Source organism: Corynebacterium uropygiale (assembly GCF_021568315.1).
Classification (GTDB): domain Bacteria; phylum Actinomycetota; class Actinomycetes; order Mycobacteriales; family Mycobacteriaceae; genus Corynebacterium; species Corynebacterium uropygiale.
Genome location: NZ_JAKGSI010000004.1, coordinates 173,030 through 193,521, shown reverse-complemented (window position 1 = coordinate 193,521; position 20,492 = coordinate 173,030). Strand labels below are relative to the sequence as shown.

The window sequence follows — 20,492 nt, the reverse complement described above, 5'->3', positions numbered from 1 at the left end:
GGGCGTCACACTTTCTCAAACGTGGCGATGAGCGCGCGTTCGAGGCGGGCGACGCGCTGGCGCTCGCCCTCGAGGTCGCGCCCATCGAGCAGGTGGATAGTGAGCATGCGGTTGGCGATGTCGATGTCGGTGATCGTGCCGCCGGGCTGCAGGTTGTACATCATCGCGGCGAGCGCGAGGATGGCGTCGCTCTGGACGCGCATGGGGGCCTTGATGATGGCGGTGGGCGGCGGCGCCTGGGGGCGCAGCGCCAGCCACGCCACGCTGAAGGAGGCGTGGAAGAGGCTCGCCCACCAGCTGACAAAGAGCTTGAGCCCCGGCCGCAGGTTGAGGGTGATGCCGTCCACCGGCATGGCCGGCAGCGGCAGCCCGAGGACCACGACGAGCGCCACCACCAGCCCAGCCAGCACGTTCCCCCAGGCCAGCTGGCCCATGAGGAAGACCCACATGGCGGTGAGCAGGAGGACGGTCCAGGGCTGGAAGCGTCGGCGGAGGCCGGAGATCATGGGAGAACCTCCTCGCGGTAGATGGCGGGATCGCTGAGGGCCTCGGCGCTGCGGCTGGTGATGTCGGTGAGCGGGCCGGCGAAGATCGTCACCGCGACGGAGGCGGCGATGAGCGTCGCGGTGGAGGCCACCATCCCGAAGGGCATGCGGCCGACGTCGTCGCGATCCGTGAAGGCGACCTCATCGGTGACATCGGCGAGGGGCGCCGGCCGGGCGAGCGCGAGGGCGCCCTCGGGGGCGTCGCGGCGGTCGCGCCAGAAGCCCTTGGACCACACGAGGATCATGGTGTACAGCGTGAGCAGCGAGGTGGCGATGGCCCCGCCGATGAGCAGCCAGGGTAGCCAGCCGCCCTCGTGGGCGCCGGCCTGGATGAGCATGACCTTCCCGATGAACCCAGAGAAGGGCGGGATGCCGCCCAGGTTGATCGCGGGGATGAAGTAGAGGATCGCGATGACGGGGGAGATGTAGGCGAGGGATCCGAGCCGCCGCAGCGAGGAGGTGCCCGCCTGCCTCTCGATGAGCCCCACGACGAGGAAGAGCGCCGTCTGCACGAGGATGTGGTGGATGGCGTAGAAGATCGCGCCGCTGAGACCCTCCGCGGTCCCGAGCGCCACACCAAAGATCATGTAGCCGATGTGGCTGACCAGCGTGAAGGAGAGGAGTCGCTTGATGTCGGCCTGCGCCATCGCGCCGAGGATACCCATGACCATCGTCGCGAGCCCCACCACCATGAGCAGCGTGTCCAGGCTCCCATCGGAGAAGATCACGCTGCGCACCCGGATGATCGCGTAGACGCCCACCTTGGTGAGCAGCCCCGCAAACACCGCCGTGACCAGGGAGGGGGCGGTGGGGTAGCTGTCGGGCAGCCAGGCGTCGAGCGGGAAGACGGCCGCCTTGATCCCGAAGGCCACGAGCACCACCCCGAAGATGGCGGCGCGGGTGCCGTCGGGGATGTCGCCCATGCGCTCGCCGATCTGCGCCATGTTGATGGTGCCGACGGAGGCATAGACGAAGGCCAGCGCGAAGAGGAAGACAAGCGAGCTGGCCATGGACACCATGACGTAGCCGACCCCGGCGCGCACCCGCGAGGGCGAGGCCCCGAGGGTGAGCAGCACGTAGCTGGCGACGAGGAAGATTTCGAAGCCGACGTAGAGGTTGAAGAGGTCGCCGGCTAGGAAGGAGACGTTGACACCCATGCTGAGCAGCAGATAGGTGGGGAGGAAGACGGCGACGGGTTCGTCGTCCCCGCCGTCGCGGATGCCCTGGGAGATGGCGTACCACACCACGCAGAAGAGCACGATCGCGCTGACGGTGAGCATGATCGTGGAGAGCCTATCCGCGACGAGCGTGATGCCGATGGGCGCGTCCCACCCGCCGATTTGGAGGGTGTGGGAGCCCTCGTGGTCCACGACCCACACCATGGTCCCGTTGAGCGCGATGAGCGCGAGCAGGGTGAAGAAGGCGGTGAGCCGCTGGGCGAGCGGGTGCCGGCCGAGGAGGAGTGCGAGGGCGGCGGCCACGGCGGGGAGGATGATCGGCAGGGGGATGAGGTAGGACATGAGGTTAGTCATGGTCATCGGCCTCCTTGACGGGGGCTTCGAAGCTGGCGGGCCCGAAGCTATCGCCGTGGGAGGTGTTCTTGCCGGTCTTGGGGTCGTCGGAGGCGTCGTGGTCGGGTTGGGCGCTGGCCGCGGTGGGGCGGGCGGCGTTGGCGGCATCCTCGGTGTCGTCCTCGATGAGGTCGGCGGTGCGGTAGCGGTATTGCCGGTAGGCGAGGGTGAGGATGAAGGCGGTCATCGCCATGGAGATGACGATGGCGGTGAGGATCATCGCCTGCGCAAGCGGGTCGCTGGTGTGCTCCCCGATGGCGTTGTGCCCCTGCCCGATGATGGGCGGGTTCCCAGCCGCGCCCCCGGATTGGAGGAGCAGCAGGTTCGCGCCGTTGCCCAGGATGAGCAGCCCGAGCATCATTTTGGTCATCGCGCGGTCGAGCATGAGGTAGACCCCGGCGGAGATCATGGCCCCCGCGGCGATGAGCAGCACGAGGTTGGCTACCATGTCTTCTCCTTTCCGACGTGTCCGGCGTTTCCGGCCGCCCGCGCGGCGTGACGCCGCCGCATCGCGCGCGCCTTGTCCCGGGCGCGTTGTTTACGCATGGCTTCGTCGCGGTCGAGTTGGCCTCCGAGGGAGCGGAGGATGTGCAGTGTCAGTCCGATGACGATGAGGTAGACGCCGGCGTCGAACACCAGCGGGGAGACCACGTGAACGTCGCCAATGAGCGGGAGGTGGAGGTCCCACAGCGCGGAGCTGAGCGGCGCTTTCCCGAAGAAGAGGGGCACGACGGCCGCCGCCGCGGAGGCGAGCAGCCCCGCGCCGAGGAGCTTCCCGGCGTCGACGGGCAGCGTCTCCTCGAGTTCCTCCCGCCCGCCGGCGAGGTAGCGCAGGGTGAAGGCGAGGGAGGCCACAAGCCCACCGGCGAAGCCCCCGCCCGGCGCGTTGTGGCCGGCGAAGAAGAAGTACACGGAGAGCACCATCATCGCGGGGAAGAGGAGGCGGGTGGCCACGTCCACCATGAGCGAGCGGTTGCGTGCCCGCTCCCCACCGATCTGCCCGGCCAGCCAGCGCCGCCCGGCAACGCGGAGGGTGGGGCGCCGGGAGGGGCGGGCGAAGGAGCGGCCCCGGTAGATGAGGGAGGCCACGCCGATGGCCGCGATGATGAGCACGGTGATCTCACCGAAGGTGTCCCAGCTGCGAATATCCACGAGCAGCACGTTGACGGCGTTGTTGCCGTGGCCCTGCTCCTTCGCGAGCTCCGGGATGGTGAGCGAGATGGGATCGGCGCTGCGGGAGTTCATGGCGTGGAGGCCCACCGTCGTGACGGCCAGCCCCACCGCGATGGACAGCCACGCCCGCAGCCGGTTCTTCTTGGGGGTGGCGTTCCAGTGGGTCTCGGTGGGGAGTTTCCTCAAGACCAGCATGAACACGACCATGACGATGGTCTCGACGAGCGTCTGGGTGAGCGCCAGGTCCGGCGCCCCGTGGAGGGCGAAGAGGATGGCCATGCAGTAGCCGGTCACCCCGACGAGGATCACGCCGCTCAGCCGGTTCTTGCTCACGGCCGCCCCGATGGACACCACCACAATCGTGAAGCAGGGGATCGCCTGCCACGGGGTGTCCCAGAGCTCCATGCGGATGTCGGGCCGCTCGCCCATGAGCAGCGCCCCCACCGGAAGCAGGGTGAGCACGGCGAAGATGATCCCGAGGTTGATCGCCAGGGAGCCGCGCTGGGTGGAGGCGGTCATCCGCAGCGAGATGTTGCGCAGGAAGTCCAGGGTGGCGTCATAGGCGGAGTCCGCGCTACCGAGCCCGGGCACATCAAAGTGGAAGCGGCGCAGGAAGTCGCGCTGCCAGAACATGATGGCCCCACCTGCGATGATGACGGCCGAAAGCGCCAGCGGAATGGTGAACCCGTGCCAGAGCGCCAGCTCCTCCACGTGTGCCCCGGGCTCCACGTTGTGCACGTGCATCCCGATCGCCGCCCCCAGGGGCTTTGGCCACAGCCCGAGAAGCAGCGTGAGCGCGGTGAGTACCACCGGCGGCCCCCAGAGCAGCGGCCCGATCCGGTGCATTCCCCGCACGGCCTCGCTGGGTTCCGGCTGCCCTTTGGCGGAGAACGCCCCGTAGAGGAAGTAGAGGGAGTAGGCCATCGTGAGGATGGAGCCGACGACGAGCCCCACCAGCGTCAACTGCCCGGGCATCCCGGCCAGCAGCCCTTCGTGCAGGACGGCGTCGAGAGCCGTCTCCTTGGCGATAAACCCGAAGAGGAGGGGGACGCCGGCCATGGAGGCGGCCGCGAGGATCGCGGTCCCTGCGATGAGCGGCTGGGCCCTCCCCAGCCCGGCGAGGTCCGTGATGTCGCGGGTGCCTGTGGTGTGGTCGATGGCGCCCACGATCATGAAGAGCGTGGCCTTGAACAGGGAGTGGGCGAAGGTGAGCGCCAGCCCGGCGTGGAGTGCGTCGGGGGAGCCGATGGCCATGACCGTCGTGATGAATCCCAGCTGGGAGACGGTGCCGTAGGCGAGGACCAGCTTGAGGTCTCGCTGCTTCAGCGCCATCCACCCGCCGAGGAGCATGGTGAACACCCCCAGCGGGATGAGCACGAGGTACCAGGTGGCCACCACGTGGAAGTCCGGCGCCAGCCGGGCCACGAGGTAGATCCCGGCTTTCACCATTGCCGCCGAGTGGAGGTACGCACTGACGGGTGTTGGCGCGGCCATGGCGCCAGGCAGCCAGAAGTGCGCGGGCGCGATGGCGGACTTGCTGATCGCGCCGCAGAGGATGAGCGCCACGGCCGCCCCGATCCGCGGCGTCTGCTCCCAGGTGGTGTAGGTGGGGATGTCGGAGAGGTACCACACCCCGGTCTGCCGCCCGAGGAGGATGATGCCCACGAGCATGATGAGCCCGCCCAGCCCCGTAATCATGAGCGCCTGCGCGGCGGAGCGCCGGGAGCTGGCCCGCTCGCCGTAATAGCCCACGAGCAGGAAGGAGAGCACCGAGGTGATCTCCCAGAAGATGTACATGAGGAGGAAGGAGTTCGACGTCACCAGCCCGTACATGGCGGTTGCGAACGCCACCATCTGCCCGCCGAAGAGGGAGAGGCGGTACGGGTTGGAGTCAAAGTACCCCCAGCAGTACAGGAGCACGAGCGCCCCGATCCCCAGGATGATGAGGCTGAACAGCGCAGAGAGGGAATCGAGGCGGAAGTCAAGGTCAAGGTGGTAGTGCGGCAGCCAGCGGTAGTGCGCGCGGATGCTCTGGCCGTCGGCGAATGTGCCGGCGAGGATGTGGCGAAGCACCCACACGAAGCCGCCGGCGGGGACGAGAGCGAGGAGGGCAAATGCTGGCCTGCCACACGTGCGAATCAGAAGGGGCGCCACAATCGCGCTGAGGGCGAGGGCGCCGAGCAGAATCGTCACGGATGGAGTTCTCCCCTACGGTAAGTCACACGAACGTTGACCAGTCTACATGTCGGGGTGAGGGGCCCCTCAGCCGTGGATCCGCTGCGCCGCGCTGCTCATGGCCGCCGCGATGGAGTTCTCCGGGGTGGATCCGAAGCCGCACGCCCACGCGCTGCGGGGGAGATATTGGTGGCTGACCTGGACAATCGTGCAGGTGGCCTCGAAGATGTCCATCTGGTGGAAGCTGCGGACTTCGACGTAGCGCCCGTGCGCCGCGAGGATCTGGCTGCACGCGGAGACCGCCCCGTGCGCGCGGACGGTGTGGTGGCGATGCTGCGGCGGCTGGGTTTTGGAAGTGATGAGGAGCTCCGCCCCGAACTCCTCCGCGCCGAGTCTTTCCGCCCCGAGCCTTTCGGTCCGCGGCCCGTGCCCCTGGAGCTGGCTGATGCGGATGTCGGGGGTGGGGCAGTAGATGGTGCTGAAGAGCTCCCATTCCATGCCTTCGGCCTCGAGCCGCAGTGCGCGGGGGAGGCGGTGGCTGGTGCCGAAGCGGCGCTGGAGGGGATCGGTGCTGGTGGTGGTTGTGCTGAGCATTGCTCGGTCCTTTCCGGGGAGGGGGATGGGGGTGGACCGACTCCGTCGAGTTCTGGGGGATTAACGACTACTACCCCGTGCGCGGGGGTCAGTCCCTATCCCGCGCCGGGGTACGTAGCCTCGGCTACTCGACGAAGAGCAATGCTGAAGTGTGCCATGGGACACACCCTAGATGACTCCAGAGTGTGACGCAAGTCCTAGTTCTTCCCGGTGTAGGTGAGCAGGAAGTCGGCCTCCGCGGCGGCGATGCGCTCGATCTCCGTGGGGTCCACGGACTCGTTGGGGGAGTGGATGGTGCACTGCGGCTCCTCCACGCCGAAGAGCGCGATCTCCGCCTCCGGCTGAATCGCCTGGAGGGCGCAGGTGAGCGGGATGGATCCGCCGGATCCGATGAGCGCGCACTCCTCCTGGCCGTAGGCCTTGGCCAGGCTCGCGGCGAAGGCGGTGAGCCCGGGGCCGGTGGTGTCGGTGGCGAAGGGCTCGTTGACGTCCTCGACGTCCACCGTGACGTGCGCACCGAAGCTCACGTGGTTCTTCAGGTGCTCGGCGAGCTTGGCGGCGGTGTCCGCGGAGCTCATTCCGGCGGGGACGCGGAGGTTGAGCCGGGCGCTCGCGGTGGCGGGAACGGCGTTGACGGCCTCGGCGACGGGGGTGGAGGTGAACCCGGTGATGGTGACGGCCGGGCGCGCCCACACCATGTCGCTGGGCTGGTCGGTCTCGGCGCCCATGATGTCCACGCCGTCGAGGATGCCGGCGTCGGCGCGGAATTCCTCCGCGGTGTAGGGCTGGCCCTCCCAGGTGGCGGAGCAGTCCACGCCCTCGATGACGGTGCGTCCCTGCTGGTCGCGGAGGGTATCGAGGAGGCGCACGAGGATGGCGACGGCATCCGGCGCCGCCCCGCCGAAGCTCCCGGAGTGGACCGGGGTGGCGAGGGTGTCCACGGTGACGGTCACCTGGGCGCCGCCGCGGAGGCTCGTGGTGAGGGTGGGGGTCCCGACGGCAGCATTGCCGGAGTCCGCGATGAAGATGATGTCAGCGGCGAAGAGTTCGGGCTTCTCCTCGATGAGGGTGTCCAGGCCCTCGCCGCCCATCTCCTCGGAGCCCTCGATGACAACCTTGATGCCCAGCTTCGTGCCGCCGGCCTCCTTGACCTGGCGCAGCGCCTCGAGGTGCATGACGAGGTTGCCTTTGCAGTCGGCGGCGCCGCGGCCGTACCAGCGGCCGTTGCGCTCGGTGAGGGTGAAGGGGTCGGACTCCCACTTGGCGGGGTCCCCGGCGGGGACGACGTCGTAGTGGGAGTAGAGGAGGATGGTGGGGTAGCCGTCCTCGGCGGGCTTGGTGCCGATGATGGCCGGGGCATCGTCCGCGGTGGGGTACACCTGGACGTCGAGCTCCGCCTCTCGGAGGGCGTTTTCTACCCACTGGCAGGCGCCGGCGTGCTCCTCTTTGAGCTCCGGCACGCTGTGGACAGAGTTAAAGGAAACGAGGTCGTGAAGTTGGCGGAAGATGGTCTCTCGTGTCATGGCGCCCCAGTGTACTGCCGTTCGCCAATCTTGCACTCTCTGTACTCGACTGCTAAAACAGGGTCTAGCACTGACTAACGGAGAGTGCTAAAAGCGGGTGAGGTTGGATCACACTCACCGACCATGCCGTCGCGGGCGCCTGCTTGTTGCCGAGACGTTTGAGTGTCGTCGCTATCAACAGTGAGTTAATAAGGAGAACCACAGAAGATGGCAAAGATCATCGCTTTCGATGAAGAGGCACGCCGCGGCCTGGAAAAGGGCCTGAACACGCTGGCCGACGCCGTGAAGGTCACCCTCGGGCCCAAGGGCCGCAACGTTGTGTTGGAGAAGTCCTGGGGTGCGCCGACGATCACCAATGACGGTGTGTCCATCGCCCGGGAGATCGAGCTGGAGGACCCCTACGAGAAGATCGGCGCTGAGCTGGTCAAGGAGGTCGCCAAGAAGACCGACGACGTCGCAGGTGACGGCACCACCACCGCGACCGTCCTCGCCCAGTCCCTCGTCAAGGAGGGCCTGCGCAACGTGGCCGCCGGCTCCAACCCGATGGGCATCAAGCGCGGCATCGAGAAGGCTGTCGCCGCTGTGACTGAGAAGCTCCACTCCGAGGCTAAGGAAGTGGAGACCGAGGAGCAGATCGCCGCCACCGCCGGCATTTCCGCCGCGGACCCGGAGATCGGCAAGCAGATCGCCCGCGCCATGTACGCCGTGGGCGGCGGGAAGCTCAACAAGGAGTCCGTCATCACCGTCGAGGAGTCCAACACCTTCGGTGTGGACCTCGAGGTCACGGAAGGTATGCGCTTCGACAAGGGCTACATCTCCGGTTACTTCGCGACGGACACCGAGCGCCTGGAAGCTGTCCTCGAGGATCCCTACATCCTCCTGGTCTCCTCCAAGATTTCCAACATCAAGGACCTCCTCCCGCTGCTGGAGAAGGTCATGCAGTCCGGCAAGCCGCTGCTCATCGTGGCTGAGGACGTGGAGGGCGAGGCCCTGTCCACCCTCGTGGTGAACAAGATCCGCGGCACCTTCAAGTCCGTGGCCGTGAAGGCTCCGGGCTTCGGTGACCGCCGCAAGGCTCAGCTGCAGGACATGGCCATCCTCACCGGCGGCCAGGTCATCGCGGAAGAGGTGGGCCTCTCCCTCGAGACCGCTGACCTCCCGCTGCTGGGCCGCGCCCGCAAGGTTGTGGTGACCAAGGATGACACCACCATCGTCGAGGGCGCCGGCTCCGCCGAGCAGATCGAGGGCCGCGTCAACCAGATCCGCGCCGAGATCGAGAACTCCGACTCCGACTATGACCGCGAGAAGCTCCAGGAGCGCCTGGCGAAGCTCGCCGGCGGTGTGGCCGTCCTCAAGGTCGGCGCTGCCACCGAGGTGGAGCTCAAGGAGCGCAAGCACCGCATCGAGGACGCCGTCCGCAACGCCAAGGCTGCGGTGGACGAGGGCCTGCTCGCCGGCGGCGGCGTGGCCCTGCTCCAGGCGGCTGCTGTGCTGGAGAATGACCTCGACCTCAGCGGCGACGAGGCCACGGGCGTGAAGATCGTCCGCGAGGCCCTCTCCGCCCCGCTCAAGCAGATCGCTGCGAACGCCGGCCTCGAGCCCGGCGTGGTGGCGGACAAGGTCTCCTCGCTCTCCGCGGGCGAGGGCCTCAACGCCGCGACGGGCGAGTACGTCAACCTCATGGAGGCCGGCATCACCGACCCGGTGAAGGTCACCCGCTCCGCGCTGCAGAACGCGGCCTCCATCGCCGCGCTGTTCCTCACGACGGAAGCCGTCGTGGCGGACAAGCCGCAGCCCGCTGGTGCGGCCACCCCGGGTGCCGACGAGATGGGCGGCATGGGCGGCTTCTAAACCATAAGAGCGTCTTAGACGCAGCCTGAGGGCCGCAGGACTCCCGAGCGGGGGTTCTGCGGCCCTTTGCCATGCGTGCTCTTGTGGGGTCCGCAGCGCCAGGAGCAGGGCAGATGAGACAGTGTTCAGGCTCCCATTGGTTCCCTCAGCGCACGCAACTACCCCCGGAAGTGGGTACCCTTCGGAGTTTCGTTTGGTGTTCCTTTTAAGCGGTCTAGACAAATACATGATTAGCGAATTGAACATAGGAGCAGCGCGTTGAACATAATCCGCGGGGGAGAGGTGGGTCTTTGTCCCATATGGTGAGATTTTTAGAAAGTTCCTTGGAAGAATGTGATGAAAACAGTAGACATCCCGCCGTGAAGCTGCTTTACTCTATCGGTGAAACGGGTTGGTCCCCCTTCATGCGGATGGCCGCAGTTTCACTTGACAGTTGACACTGTCCCCGGTTTTGGGCCGGGGACACCGACTCTCCAAGGAGACTCACATGATCCTTAATTTCCTGGCGGAAGAAGAGAAGCCGACCGTGGACCCCTCTGAGGCCGTGAAGCCCACTGAGATCAAGCCGGCTGGCAGCGCTGACAAGCTGGAGTTCTTCCTCCCCACCGGTAACACGGAGAAGCACTCCATCTTCTGGGCCGCGCAGCAGCTCTTCGAGGGTCTGGGCGACGCTCTCAAGCCGATCATCCAGACGGCTCTCGAGTGGTCCCACCAGCTCCAGATCCCGAACATCTTCCACTAATCCATCCCTGAAGCTTCCAGAAACTTAAAGGAGTAATTCCATGGACGTTGCACAGCTGTTCTCTGACTTCCTGCTCGGCCTCTCCCGCATGGCTGACTTCTTCGGCGGCGTTGAGAAGTTCTTCTCCGGTGTCCGCTGGTTCCTCGGCGGTACGCACCTCGACATCGGCACCAAGGACAACCCGGAGCTCGTCAACGTCTTCGGGTCTTCCGACGCTAGCACCGACCCCACCCCTGCCACTGACGGCGCTGGCTCCTCCGACAAGCCCAAGGCCTAATATCCTCCACCTGAGGAGCTGAGCACTCACTCAGGATGTGCGGATTGTAACCGGCTAGGCATTGCGCCTAGCCGGTTTTCGCGTGTGGGGGAAGGCCCGCGTGGGGAAGCGGGGGAGGGGGTGGGCGTCGATCCTCAAGAGCGGGGGTTAATGGGGGTGAAAAATGCGGCCTGCGCAGTAGAATCAGGTTATGGCTGACCACAAGGATGAAGAACTCCCCGTCATTGATTTGACCAAGACTGAGGGCTACGTCGTGGACGATAGCGACGAGGATGATCCCGTCCTTGTCCGGCCCGATGGATCGCCCGTCCAGACGTGGCGGGAAAACTATCCCTACGATGAGCGGATGAGCCGCGATGAGTATGAGCACGTGAAGCGGGCACTGCAGATCGAGCTCCTCAAGTGGCAGAACTGGACCAAGGACACCGGCCAGAAGCACATCATCCTCTTCGAGGGTCGCGACGCCGCCGGCAAGGGCGGCACCATCAAACGCTTCAATGAGCACCTCAACCCGCGTGGGGCGCGCACCGTCGCTCTGGAGAAGCCCAGCCCTCGGGAATCCACCTCCTGGTATTTCCAGCGTTACATCGAGCACTTCCCGTGCGCCGGGGAGATCGTGTTCTTCGATCGCTCCTGGTACAACCGCTCGGGCGTCGAGCGCGTCATGGGCTTCTGCACCGAATCCCAGCACGCGGAGTTCCTCCGCGAGGTGCCCATGCTGGAGAACATGATCCTGGGCTCGGGGATTTCGCTCACCAAGTTCTGGTTCTCCGTCACGCAGAAGGAGCAGCGCACACGCTTCGCCATCCGCCAGGTGGACCCCGTCCGCCAGTGGAAGCTCTCCCCGATGGACCTCGCCTCCCTCGACAAGTGGGAGGACTACACCCGGGCCAAGGAAGAACAGTTCCGCTACACGGACACCGACGAGTCCCCCTGGATCACCATCAAGTCCAATGACAAGAAGCGCGCCCGCATCAACGCCATGCGCTACGTGCTCAGCAAGTTCGAATACACGGACAAGGATCATGAGCTGGTCGGCGAGCCCGACCCCAAGATCGTCATGAGGGGCATCGACCAAATTGGGGACTAGCCCCGCCCCACCCATTTTTTGCCCCGCGCCCAGCACTGGTGGTCAGCTCCGGCGCGGGGCTTCTCCTATGCCTCCGGCCTCACCACGGGCTCAATCGGGTTCCCCTGCCAGCGCGAACCCGCCGGCACCTGATCTCCCCGCATTACCAAGGAACCGGGCATAATCGTTGCCCCCCGCCCCAGCCTCGACGCCGGCAATGCCACCGAATGCGCCCCCAGTGTCGCGCCCTCTTCGACGCACACCGTGTCCACACTCATCACCCGATCCTGGAAAAGATGCGTCTGCACCACGGTGCCAGGGCCAATGGTGGCCCCTGCGCCCACCACACACAAGTCCGTCTCCGGCAGCCAGTAACTCTCCACCCAGGCGCCCTTCCCCACCGTGGCGCCCAGGGCACGCAACGCTACATTGTGCTCCTCGGTGCCCGTCGTGTGCTGGAAAAACCACAGAGCGGCCACCGTCTCCACGAACGTATCCTGCAGCTCATTGAGCCACACGAAGGGGCTATAGAGCGGGTGCTCGCCGGGGCGGTGCCGGCCCACGCACACCCACTTTATGAGGACGGTGAGAGCCATCGCCACGGCCCCCACCAGCATGAGCACCACACCGCTGAGCAGCGCAGCCGCAAGCACACCCCAGCTGCTCAGGATCCAGAAGAGGAGGAGCATCGCCAAGGCCAGGCAGCAGCCGGAAGCCATGATCGCCAGGAGGCGCAGCGTCTCGATCGCTCCTCGTGCCACGCGCAGGCCCAGCGAGGGCTGATAGGTGCGCTGGTGGCCGTCGTCGGCGCAGACCTCGACGCGGCGCATCCGCTCGGGAGGGGATCCCCACCAATTGGTGCCGGCCTTCGCTTTGCGGGGCGTAGAGGATTGGACGGCAACCAGCGAGTTCTTGCGCAGCTTACGGCCGGGGAGCGTGATGCCGGAGTTGCCCACAAAGGAGCGTTTGCCGATGGTCGTGTCACCGGCGAGGATCCAACCGCCGCCCAGCTCGTAGCCGCCGATGAGAGTGTCATCGGCGAGGAAGGCGCCATCTTTGACCTCCGTGAGTGCTGGGATGAGCACCGCGGTGGACACCTCCACGTTGCGGCCCACTTTGGCGCCCAGCGCACGCATCCACCAGGGGGTGAGCATGCCGGCGTACAGGGGGAAGAGCGTGGTGCGGGCTTCGTCCATGAGGCGTTGGATGGCCCATAGACGCCAGCCGCGCAGTGAGCGCACGGGCGATACGCCTGGTTCAAGACCAATCGAGAGGAGCCGAATGCCCACCAGAGTTTGCAGCGCGTAGACACAGAATGTGCAGAGTGCCCCCACGGGGGCCCAGAAAAGTGTCGACGCTGACAGTCCGCCCGCCAGCCACAGAGTCACCGCCACGCCCACACCTATGGCCACCAGCGGTTGCACCGCGAGTGCCACCGAGGTCACCCCATAAGCCCAGACCCAGGCGGTGCGCCGGGGTGGGTGCTCCTCCGGGAAACGATGCCGCGAGCGGCCCACCTTCCGGGCTGGTGACCCCGCCCACCGGGCCCCCTTCTTCATCGGCTTCTCGCCGGTGAGGGTGGAGCCGGCCTCCAGGTGAGCGTCGGCGCCGATGACCGCATGGGGAAGGAGCGTGCAGCGGGTGCCCACGCGGGCGTTCGTGCCGATGGTGATGGGGCCGACGTGCAGCTCATCGCCGTCCAGCCAGTAGTCGCGGAGGTCGACTTCGGGTTCGACGGAGCAGTGCTTGCCCAAGCTCAGCATCCCCGTGACCGGCGGGAGCGAGTGCAGGTCCACGCCCTTGCCCACCCGGGCGCCGAGGAGCTTCGCATAGTAGTTCACCCACGTGGCGCCGGCGATGCTGCGGGAGCCGGAGGCGTCGGCCCAGCGCTCGGCGGCCCAGATGCGCAGGTGGGTGCGGCCGCCGCGCGGGTAAGTGCCCGGGGTGATACCGCGGGTGAGAAGGCGGGCGCCGAGGGCGCCGATGGGGACGCGGCCGAGCGGGGTGGCGAAGAGCAGCAGGCCCACCACGATGAGCCACCACGGGAAGTGAATGGCGCCGGGGAGGCCCAGGAGCGCCCCCACCTGGGAAATGAGGAGCAGCCAGGCGAGGAGCGAGAGGCCGCGCAGCGTCATGAAGGGGATCTGGAGGAGGGTCTGGATCGCGCGCGTGCGAGCGGGGACGGGGGAGGCGGGGGCGGCAGGGGCGGCAGCGTTGCCCGTGTTCGCGGTGGCCGCGCCGCGTGCCCCGGCCGCGCGTTCCTCGGGGCCGGCGAGGTGCTCGGCGAGCGCGCCCAGTCGCGGCCGGTCATAGAGGTCCCGGACGGAGACGGTGGGGTAGCGCTCGCGGATGCGGGCGATGAGCCCCGCGGCCGCCAGCGAGGTCCCGCCGAGGGAGAAGAAGTCATCCTCCGGGGTGGGGGTGGGGCAGGAGAGGACCTCGGCCCACAGGGTGGAAAGCCAGGACTCGGTGGGGGTGAGCGGGGTGGCGTCGTCGGCACTGGGGGTGGTGCTCTCGGGGAGGGGCCAGGGGAGTGCGCGGGCGTCGACTTTGCCGCTGGTGGTGACGGGGAGGGCGTCGAGGACTGCGAGGCGCGGCACCATGGGGGCGGGCATGCGCTCGGCGAGGGTGGCGCGGGCGACGCGCGGGTCGAAGGGGGCGGCGGGGTCGCGGAGGGAGACGTAGGCGACGAGGATGTTCTCGCCGCTCGGGGTCTGGCGGACGACGACGGCGGAGGAGCGGACCTCGGTGAGGGCGGCGACGTGCGCGTCCACCTCGCCGAGCTCGATGCGCCGGCCGCCGATCTTCACCTGGTCATCGATGCGGCCGACGAACTCGATGCCCGCCGGCCCCACCCGCACGTGATCGCCCGAGCGGTAGGCCCGCTCCCAGCCGAGGTGCGGGGCGGGGGCGTACTTCTCGGCGTCCTTCGCGGGGTCGAGGTAGCGGCCCAGCCCGACGCCGCCGATGACCAGCTCGCCCACCTCGCCCTCGGGGACGGGGCGGCCCTCCGGGTTCGTGACCGCGAGGTCCCAGCCGGCCAGCGCGCTGCCGATCGTCACGGGAGAGTCCGCCTCCAGGCGAGCGCCGCAGCTCACGACGGTTGCCTCGGTGGGGCCATAGGTGTTCCATACCTCTCGCTCCTCGGTGGCGAGGCGGTCCGCGATCGCCTGGGGGCAGGCCTCCCCGCCCAGGATGAGGAGTCGCACCTGCGCGAGCGCCTCATCCGGCCACAAGCCCACGAGGGTCGGGACCGTCGAGACCACCGTGATCCCCTGGCGGATCAGCCAGGGCCCGAGGTCCATCCCGGAGCGCACGAGCTCCCGCGGCGCCGGCACCAGGCACGCCCCGTTTCCCCAGGCCAGCCACATTTCTTCGCAGGAGGCGTCGAAAGCCACCGAAAGGCCCGCGAGCACCCGATCATCCGGGCCCAGCGGGCCGCCCGGGGAGGAGAGGAGGAACCAGCTCGCTTCGCCGTCGACGAAGGCCGCGGCGCTGCGATGCGTGATGGCCACGCCCTTCGGCTTGCCCGTGGAGCCCGAGGTGAAGATGATCCAGGCGTCGTCCTCCGGGGTGGGGGCAGTGGCGGGGCGCGCGGGGCTGCTGGGGCGCGCGGGGCGAGCGGTGCTTGTGGCGCGGCGGGGGCGGAAGCCGTCGTCGGTGAGGATGCCGCAGACGTCGGCCTCGCCGAACACGAGGCGGGCGCGCTCCTCCGGGTCATCGGCGTCGACGGGCACGTAGGCGGCGCCGGCCGCGAGCACGCCGAGGATAGAGATGTACAGCTCCCGGCGGCCCGAGCTCATGCGGATGCCGACCCGGTCCCCGCGGCCCACGCCCTGCTCAGCGAGGCGCTCGGCCGCGGCCCGCACCTGCTCGACGAGCTCCGTATAGGTGAGGACCTCCCGGCCGTCGTCGATGGCGGCAGCCTCCGGGTGGAGCTCTGCAGTGGAATAGAGAATGTCAATGAGCGTGCGCGGCTGGGCGGCTTCCTCCCCGCGCAGCAACGCCACAGGCGTCATGGGTGTCATGAGTGTCCCCGTGAGATCCCTCGAACGTGCTGGTGTCCTGGTCAGTGTACAAAGCGAGCCGCTGAGCAGGGCGGAGACATGCGGGAGGGTGGGGGAGAGTGGCTAGGCGAAGAGCTCGTGCTGGGCGACAACTGCAAGGAAAATGAGTGCGAGAACAATGGTCGACTCCTTGAGTGGGTTCGCCGGTCTATGACGCTGCCGATGTGGCGGTCAGTGTTGGCGAAGAGTGATAGCGGAATCGGTACGCCGCGTGTGTCTGTGAGGCGCTTCCCCGTAGCATGGGGGAGGATTGCCCTCGACCCAGAGGAGGAAAGACAACCGATGAGAGCGAGAGAACTCGACGTCCGACGCCCGGATGTTCTGGGCGCTACGTATGCGCCAATGCCCCGGTATGTCGTGCTGTTCTGGGATGAGAAGCGCGGTGGGTCGCTCGCCTGCTTTGAGATTGAGGGGGCGAGCTCCGCCCGGCAAGTGATTCGCTGGGAAATGGAGTATGCGATGGGGCGGTCGTCGGGGACTTTTCTGGTGATGCCCCAGGAGATGGATGGGTACCAGTGGCCGGTGTATTACCGGATTCACGGGTCGATCCCCGGGAAGGACAGCGTCATGGAGGACGCTGACTTTGGGTGGACGATGTGGAGCCGCGATGACCTCGACGGGGAGGCGGCCGACGGCTAGCCAGTGCGTGGCTAGCGGGCCTGCTCCATCTGCAGCTGCTTCTGCTGCTCCTTGGCGATGACCTCGTCCTCCATGGAGGTGCCGCGGTGCTCGTGGCGGTGGGCCTTGAGGGCCTCGGGGTTCTGCCACCACAGGGTGGAGATGACGACCGCCGAGATGATGAAGAACGTCACCGCGAGCGTCAGGCTCTGGTTGAAGGCGCAGACGAAAGCGATCACGAGTGCAAGCGCAGACAGCACGCTGGTGAGGACGATACGAGACGTCGACTTTGACTTAGCCATGGGGCTGGTCACTTCCTTTGCGTTGAGATGATGTGCGGATCAAGCGGGTGCATAGTCTTTGCAAGCGCCCCTCCGAGCATGGTCGGAGCAGGTCCCGGTGTCAAATGGTGTGCTCATTGAGGTGAGCTGCAGAAAAAGGGAACTGGATCACAGATAACGCCGTCACGGGATGTGGGAGATATTTTCGCGTCCGTGCGCACCGACTGTTTCTGAAGTGAGGGGGTGCGTCCGTCTCTCTGCCCTACGTGGGGCGGAGGGGAAATGTTGAAGGGGAACGGCGCTAAACCTGATATTGGCCCTGTCCGGGCACCGTGTCAATACCCCGACAGAAAATTTTTAATGAATGGGGTTGTGGGTGGGAGGTGAATGGCGCATTGACCTGCGGAGATAGAGAGTAAAGTCTCGTGCGTCACAGCGGGGTGGGGAGGCGTTGGCGGGTGGCGTTGAAGGGTTGCCGACGCCCGGCCGCCTCCCCGCGCGCTGTGGGTGGTGGGGGTGCGGGCGGCGTGGGTGTCAAGGGGTCCGGGGCGTGGAAAAGTGGGGCAGATTCGGTTGTTTTTCCGTGCTATGTAGTGGAACAATGATGCTCCGAGGAAAAGGTGTGAAACACCCCGCCTGGCGGTAAAAATTGAGGGCGGGGAGAGGTGCGAAGAATGCCCGAGGATTATTGATTTATCCAGGGTTGAACCTTCCACAAAAAATAAAAGTGAGCAGAGTCTATAAAACTAGCCAGACAAGCGAAGTGCCGGCCTCCACGAGTAATCACCAAGCAACATGCCAGAGCACTGAAAGAGCAAGGGCCGCTCACTTGTGGACGGCCCCGGATACTCTTTGAGCGCGTGGCTGACGAGCGGGCTTCATCGTAGTGACTACAAGCCTGTGCTCTCCCGCAACCGGGTTATGGCCATTACCCCAGAAGGGAGAGATAGGGAACAGCAATACAGACGCTTCCTTTTTCTCCCCGCCCCTCGTGTCACCCCCTTTCAGTAGCCCCTCTGCATACTATGAGGACATGGCGATTGTTTCCTCCACCGCTGATTCTTCGAAGCTCGCGCCCGGGGTGACCATCACGTGCCGCGATGAAGTGTGGCTGATTACCCAGGTCACGCAGGTGTCCGATGGGTGGCGCCTTCGAGTTCGGGGCCTCTCGGATTTTGTTCGGGACACCACGGCCACGTTCTTTACGGCGCTTGAGCCCAGCCTGTCCGTCCTTGATCCCACCAAGGTCACGGTGGAGCCGGATGCCTCGCCGCGCTTTCGGCAGACCTCGCTGTGGGTGGAATCCATCCTGCGTTCCACGCCCGTGCCGCTCTACCAGGAGAGCCTGGAGGTGGCGGATCGCCTCCTGCTGGACCCCTTGGAGTACCAGCTCGACGCCGTCCGCAAATCCCTCAACCCCTCGCGCACGCGGCCTCGCATTTTGCTTGCCGACGCCGTCGGCTTAGGAAAAACCCTGGAAATCGGCATGATTCTGGCGGAACTTGTGCGCCGGGGGCGGGGTGAGCGGATCCTCGTCGTCACTCCTCGGCACGTCTTGGAGCAGTTCCAGCAGGAGCTGTGGACGCGGTGCGCGATCCCGTTGGTGCGTTTGGATTCGCAGGGGATTCAGAATGTTCGTCAGAAACTGCCGGCGTCCAAGAACCCGTTTACGTATTTCCCGCGGGTGATTGTTTCTATGGATACGTTGAAATCGCCGAAATACCGGGCGCAGCTGGAAAAGGTGCGCTGGGATGCGGTGGTGATTGATGAAATCCATAATGCGACTAACGCTGGCTCGCATAATAATGCGCTAGCCAGAACGCTTGCGCCCCGGACGGAGTCGCTCATTGTGGCGTCGGCAACGCCACATAATGGGAACCCGGAGTCCTTTAAGGAGATTCTGCGGCTGTTGGATCCGCTCTCGGTGCGGCCGGATGGGTCTATTGATCGGGAGGCTGCGCAGAATTTGATTATTCGGCGGCATCGGCATTCCCCGGAGGTGGCCTCCAAGGTGGGGGATATGTGGGCGGAGCGCCTGGAACCCCGGAATATTGGGGTGCCGGCCTCGGCGGAGGAGAAGGCCGTGGCCCGGGAGCTGCGGGAGGCGTGGATCAAACCCGCCTCGGCCAGCGGCAACGCCAGAAGCAGCAGCCGGAAGGGAGCCGATCACCTCTTCCCGTGGACGCTCTTTAAGGCGTTCTTGTCCTCGCCGGCGGCGCTGGAGCACACGATCACCGAGCGCCTGCGCAAGGCCGGCGCGGAGGAGAGCGTGAAGCTTCGCCGCCTGCAGGAGCTGAACTCCCAGGTCACGGCCGCGCGATCCGCGAAGTTCCAGGAGCTCGTCCGCTATGTGCGCGGGATCGGGGTGAAGAAGGGCGGGGAGACGCGCGTCGTCGTCTTTTCGGAGCGCGTGGACACCCTGGGGTGGCTGCAGGAGAACCTCGAGGCGGCGCTCAAGCTCCCGCGTGGGGCGGTGAAAATCATGCACGGCGGGCTGTCCGATGTGGAGCAGATGGCGCTGATCGACGAGTTCAAGCGCGAGAATACGAAGCTGCGGGTGCTCGTCACGGGCGATGTGGCCAGCGAGGGTGTGAACCTCCACGCGCAGTGTCACCACCTGGTGCACTATGACATCCCGTGGTCGCTGATCAGGATTCAGCAGCGCAACGGCCGGATTGATCGCTATGGGCAGCGGCACAGCCCGCAGATCACCACGCTCATCCTCGACACCGGCGAGGAGCTCAGCGGCACCAGCGAAATTCACGTGCTGAGCAGGCTTATTGATCGCGAGCACGCGGCGCAGGAGATGCTGGGAGACGTGTCCTCGCTCATGGGCGTGCACTCCGTGGCGGCGGAGGAGAACTCCATTCGCGACGTCCTTGCCGGGGCGCGGGCCTTCGATGATGTGGTGGCCAGCCCGGAGGATGTGCTCCACGAGGCCGAGGCCGCCGCGGGCTCCCCGCAGGATGCGGGCATCACGGACCTCGACGCGCTCATGGCCATGGTCGGCCTCAGTGGGAGCGGCGCCCCCGCCGCCCCCGCCGCCAGCGCCAACACCGCGCCCGCCGCGCCTACCCCCACCCCCTCCCGCCGCGCCGCCCGTAGCCTCTACACCCACGAGGTGGATTACCTCACGGCGGCGCTGGACGAGGCGTTCCTCAACGTCAAGCAGGACAGGCCGGAGGCGGGCGGGGTGTCCTTCCGCTCGGAGGGCAACGGCATTGTGGAGTTTGTTCCGCCGGCGGATTTGCAGCACCGTTTTGATGTGCTGCCCAGGGATTATGTGGAGTATCGGGAGGTTCGCCAGAAGGTGGTTTTAGCCACCACGAAGGCGATGGGCGCGGCCCAGTTGGAGGCGGCGCGCAGCGGTGATTCGGAGAAGACGTGGCCGAACGCGCACTACCTGGGCCCGCTGCACCCGGTGACGGAGTGGGCGGTGGATCGGGCGCTCTCGCATTTGTCGCATGACACGATCCCCGCCTTCGTGGGCGAGGTCGACGCCCCCACCGTCCTCCTCATGGGCACGCTGACGAATGATCGCGGCCAGGTGGTCACCCGCTCCTTCCACGTGGTGCGCCCGGGACCGCTGGGCCTCGACGTGCCGGTGGGTGTCTCGGGCGTCGAGACCACCACCATCGAGGACCCCTGCGAGTGGCTCCGAGCTGCGGGTTTGGGCACGACGGCCATCTCTACGGGCCGTATCGATCTTCCCGCGGAGTGCCCGGAGCTGTTGCGACAGGCGGTACAGCAGGTGAGCCAGGATGTGGAGATGATCCGCATCTCGGCCGCGCAGTACGCGCAGGAGCGCACGCAGCGCTGGTCGGACAGGGCGGCCGAGTGGGAGGCCGCCGCCCAGGGGCAGATGAACTCGCGCACGATGCTGCGGGGGAAGGAAATGATCGCGCAGGAGAAGGAGATCCTGCGCTCGTCGATGCCGGCGCGCAGCATGGTCCGCCCGGTGGTGCTGGTGCTCAGCCGTGATTCGCACGAGGGGAAGGAACTCTAA

Annotated in this window: 14 protein-coding genes; 6 read left to right on the top strand and 8 right to left on the bottom strand. The window is 66.5% G+C overall.

Translation table 11 applies throughout. The features are described 5' to 3' along the window. Positions 1-5: 5 nt before the first annotated feature. The 6 genes from L1O03_RS08615 to L1O03_RS08590 all read right to left on the bottom strand — a co-directional run bounded on the left by L1O03_RS08615 (position 6) and on the right by L1O03_RS08590 (position 7,581). Complete coding sequence (locus L1O03_RS08615) at positions 6-506, bottom strand: Na+/H+ antiporter subunit E (protein WP_236119376.1); 501 nt, start codon at positions 504-506, stop codon at positions 6-8. After that, positions 503-2,077, bottom strand: coding sequence for a Na+/H+ antiporter subunit D (locus L1O03_RS08610; protein WP_420830323.1), 1,575 nt, complete (start codon positions 2,075-2,077; stop codon positions 503-505). Before L1O03_RS08610 ends, L1O03_RS08615 begins: the two co-directional genes overlap by 4 nt. After that, positions 2,070-2,564, bottom strand: coding sequence for a Na(+)/H(+) antiporter subunit C (locus tag L1O03_RS08605; protein WP_236119374.1), 495 nt, complete (start codon positions 2,562-2,564; stop codon positions 2,070-2,072). The genes L1O03_RS08610 and L1O03_RS08605 overlap by 8 nt, the downstream gene beginning before the upstream one ends. Further along, on the bottom strand, positions 2,558-5,482 hold the full coding sequence (locus L1O03_RS08600) for a Na+/H+ antiporter subunit A (RefSeq protein WP_236119373.1): 2,925 nt from the start codon (positions 5,480-5,482) through the stop codon (positions 2,558-2,560). Before L1O03_RS08600 ends, L1O03_RS08605 begins: the two co-directional genes overlap by 7 nt. 69 nt (positions 5,483-5,551) lie before the next feature. Then, positions 5,552-6,058, bottom strand: coding sequence for an acetyl-CoA acetyltransferase (locus L1O03_RS08595; RefSeq protein WP_236119372.1), 507 nt, complete (start codon positions 6,056-6,058; stop codon positions 5,552-5,554). Positions 6,059-6,255: 197 nt separating this feature from the next. Continuing rightward, positions 6,256-7,581, bottom strand: coding sequence for a dipeptidase (locus L1O03_RS08590; protein ID WP_236119371.1), 1,326 nt, complete (start codon positions 7,579-7,581; stop codon positions 6,256-6,258). 207 nt (positions 7,582-7,788) lie between these two features. Here L1O03_RS08590 and groL point away from each other — a divergent pair, with 207 nt between their 5' ends. From groL to ppk2, 4 genes are all read left to right on the top strand, one after another. Continuing rightward, positions 7,789-9,432 carry a chaperonin GroEL gene (gene groL / locus L1O03_RS08585; RefSeq protein WP_236119370.1) on the top strand — a complete coding sequence of 548 codons (1,644 nt, stop codon included), beginning with the start codon at positions 7,789-7,791 and terminating at the stop codon, positions 9,430-9,432. Positions 9,433-9,919: 487 nt separating this feature from the next. Then, positions 9,920-10,174: a hypothetical protein gene (locus tag L1O03_RS08580; protein ID WP_236119369.1), complete on the top strand. Its 255-nt coding sequence runs from the start codon at positions 9,920-9,922 to the stop codon at positions 10,172-10,174. Positions 10,175-10,214: 40 nt separating this feature from the next. Next, positions 10,215-10,451 (top strand): hypothetical protein, encoded by a 237-nt coding sequence (locus tag L1O03_RS08575; protein WP_236119368.1) that lies wholly within the window; start codon positions 10,215-10,217, stop codon positions 10,449-10,451. A 190-nt stretch (positions 10,452-10,641) separates the two neighbouring features. Next, complete coding sequence (gene ppk2 / locus L1O03_RS08570; protein WP_236119367.1) at positions 10,642-11,541, top strand: polyphosphate kinase 2; 900 nt, start codon at positions 10,642-10,644, stop codon at positions 11,539-11,541. A gap of 65 nt (positions 11,542-11,606) precedes the next feature. Here ppk2 and L1O03_RS08565 read toward each other — a convergent pair whose 3' ends face one another. Beyond that, complete coding sequence (locus tag L1O03_RS08565; RefSeq protein ID WP_236119366.1) at positions 11,607-15,548, bottom strand: Pls/PosA family non-ribosomal peptide synthetase; 3,942 nt, start codon at positions 15,546-15,548, stop codon at positions 11,607-11,609. A gap of 321 nt (positions 15,549-15,869) precedes the next feature. On the opposite strand from L1O03_RS08565, the gene L1O03_RS08560 reads away from it, so the two are divergent. Beyond that, positions 15,870-16,226, top strand: a complete 357-nt coding sequence (locus tag L1O03_RS08560; RefSeq protein WP_236119365.1) for a hypothetical protein — start codon at positions 15,870-15,872, stop codon at positions 16,224-16,226. Between the two features lie 11 nt (positions 16,227-16,237). Here the strand turns inward: L1O03_RS08560 and L1O03_RS08555 are convergent, their stop codons facing one another. After that, positions 16,238-16,507 (bottom strand): hypothetical protein, encoded by a 270-nt coding sequence (locus L1O03_RS08555; RefSeq protein ID WP_236119364.1) that lies wholly within the window; start codon positions 16,505-16,507, stop codon positions 16,238-16,240. A gap of 1,012 nt (positions 16,508-17,519) precedes the next feature. On the opposite strand from L1O03_RS08555, the gene L1O03_RS08550 reads away from it, so the two are divergent. Then, positions 17,520-20,492 carry a DEAD/DEAH box helicase gene (locus tag L1O03_RS08550; RefSeq protein ID WP_236119363.1) on the top strand — a complete coding sequence of 991 codons (2,973 nt, stop codon included), beginning with the start codon at positions 17,520-17,522 and terminating at the stop codon, positions 20,490-20,492.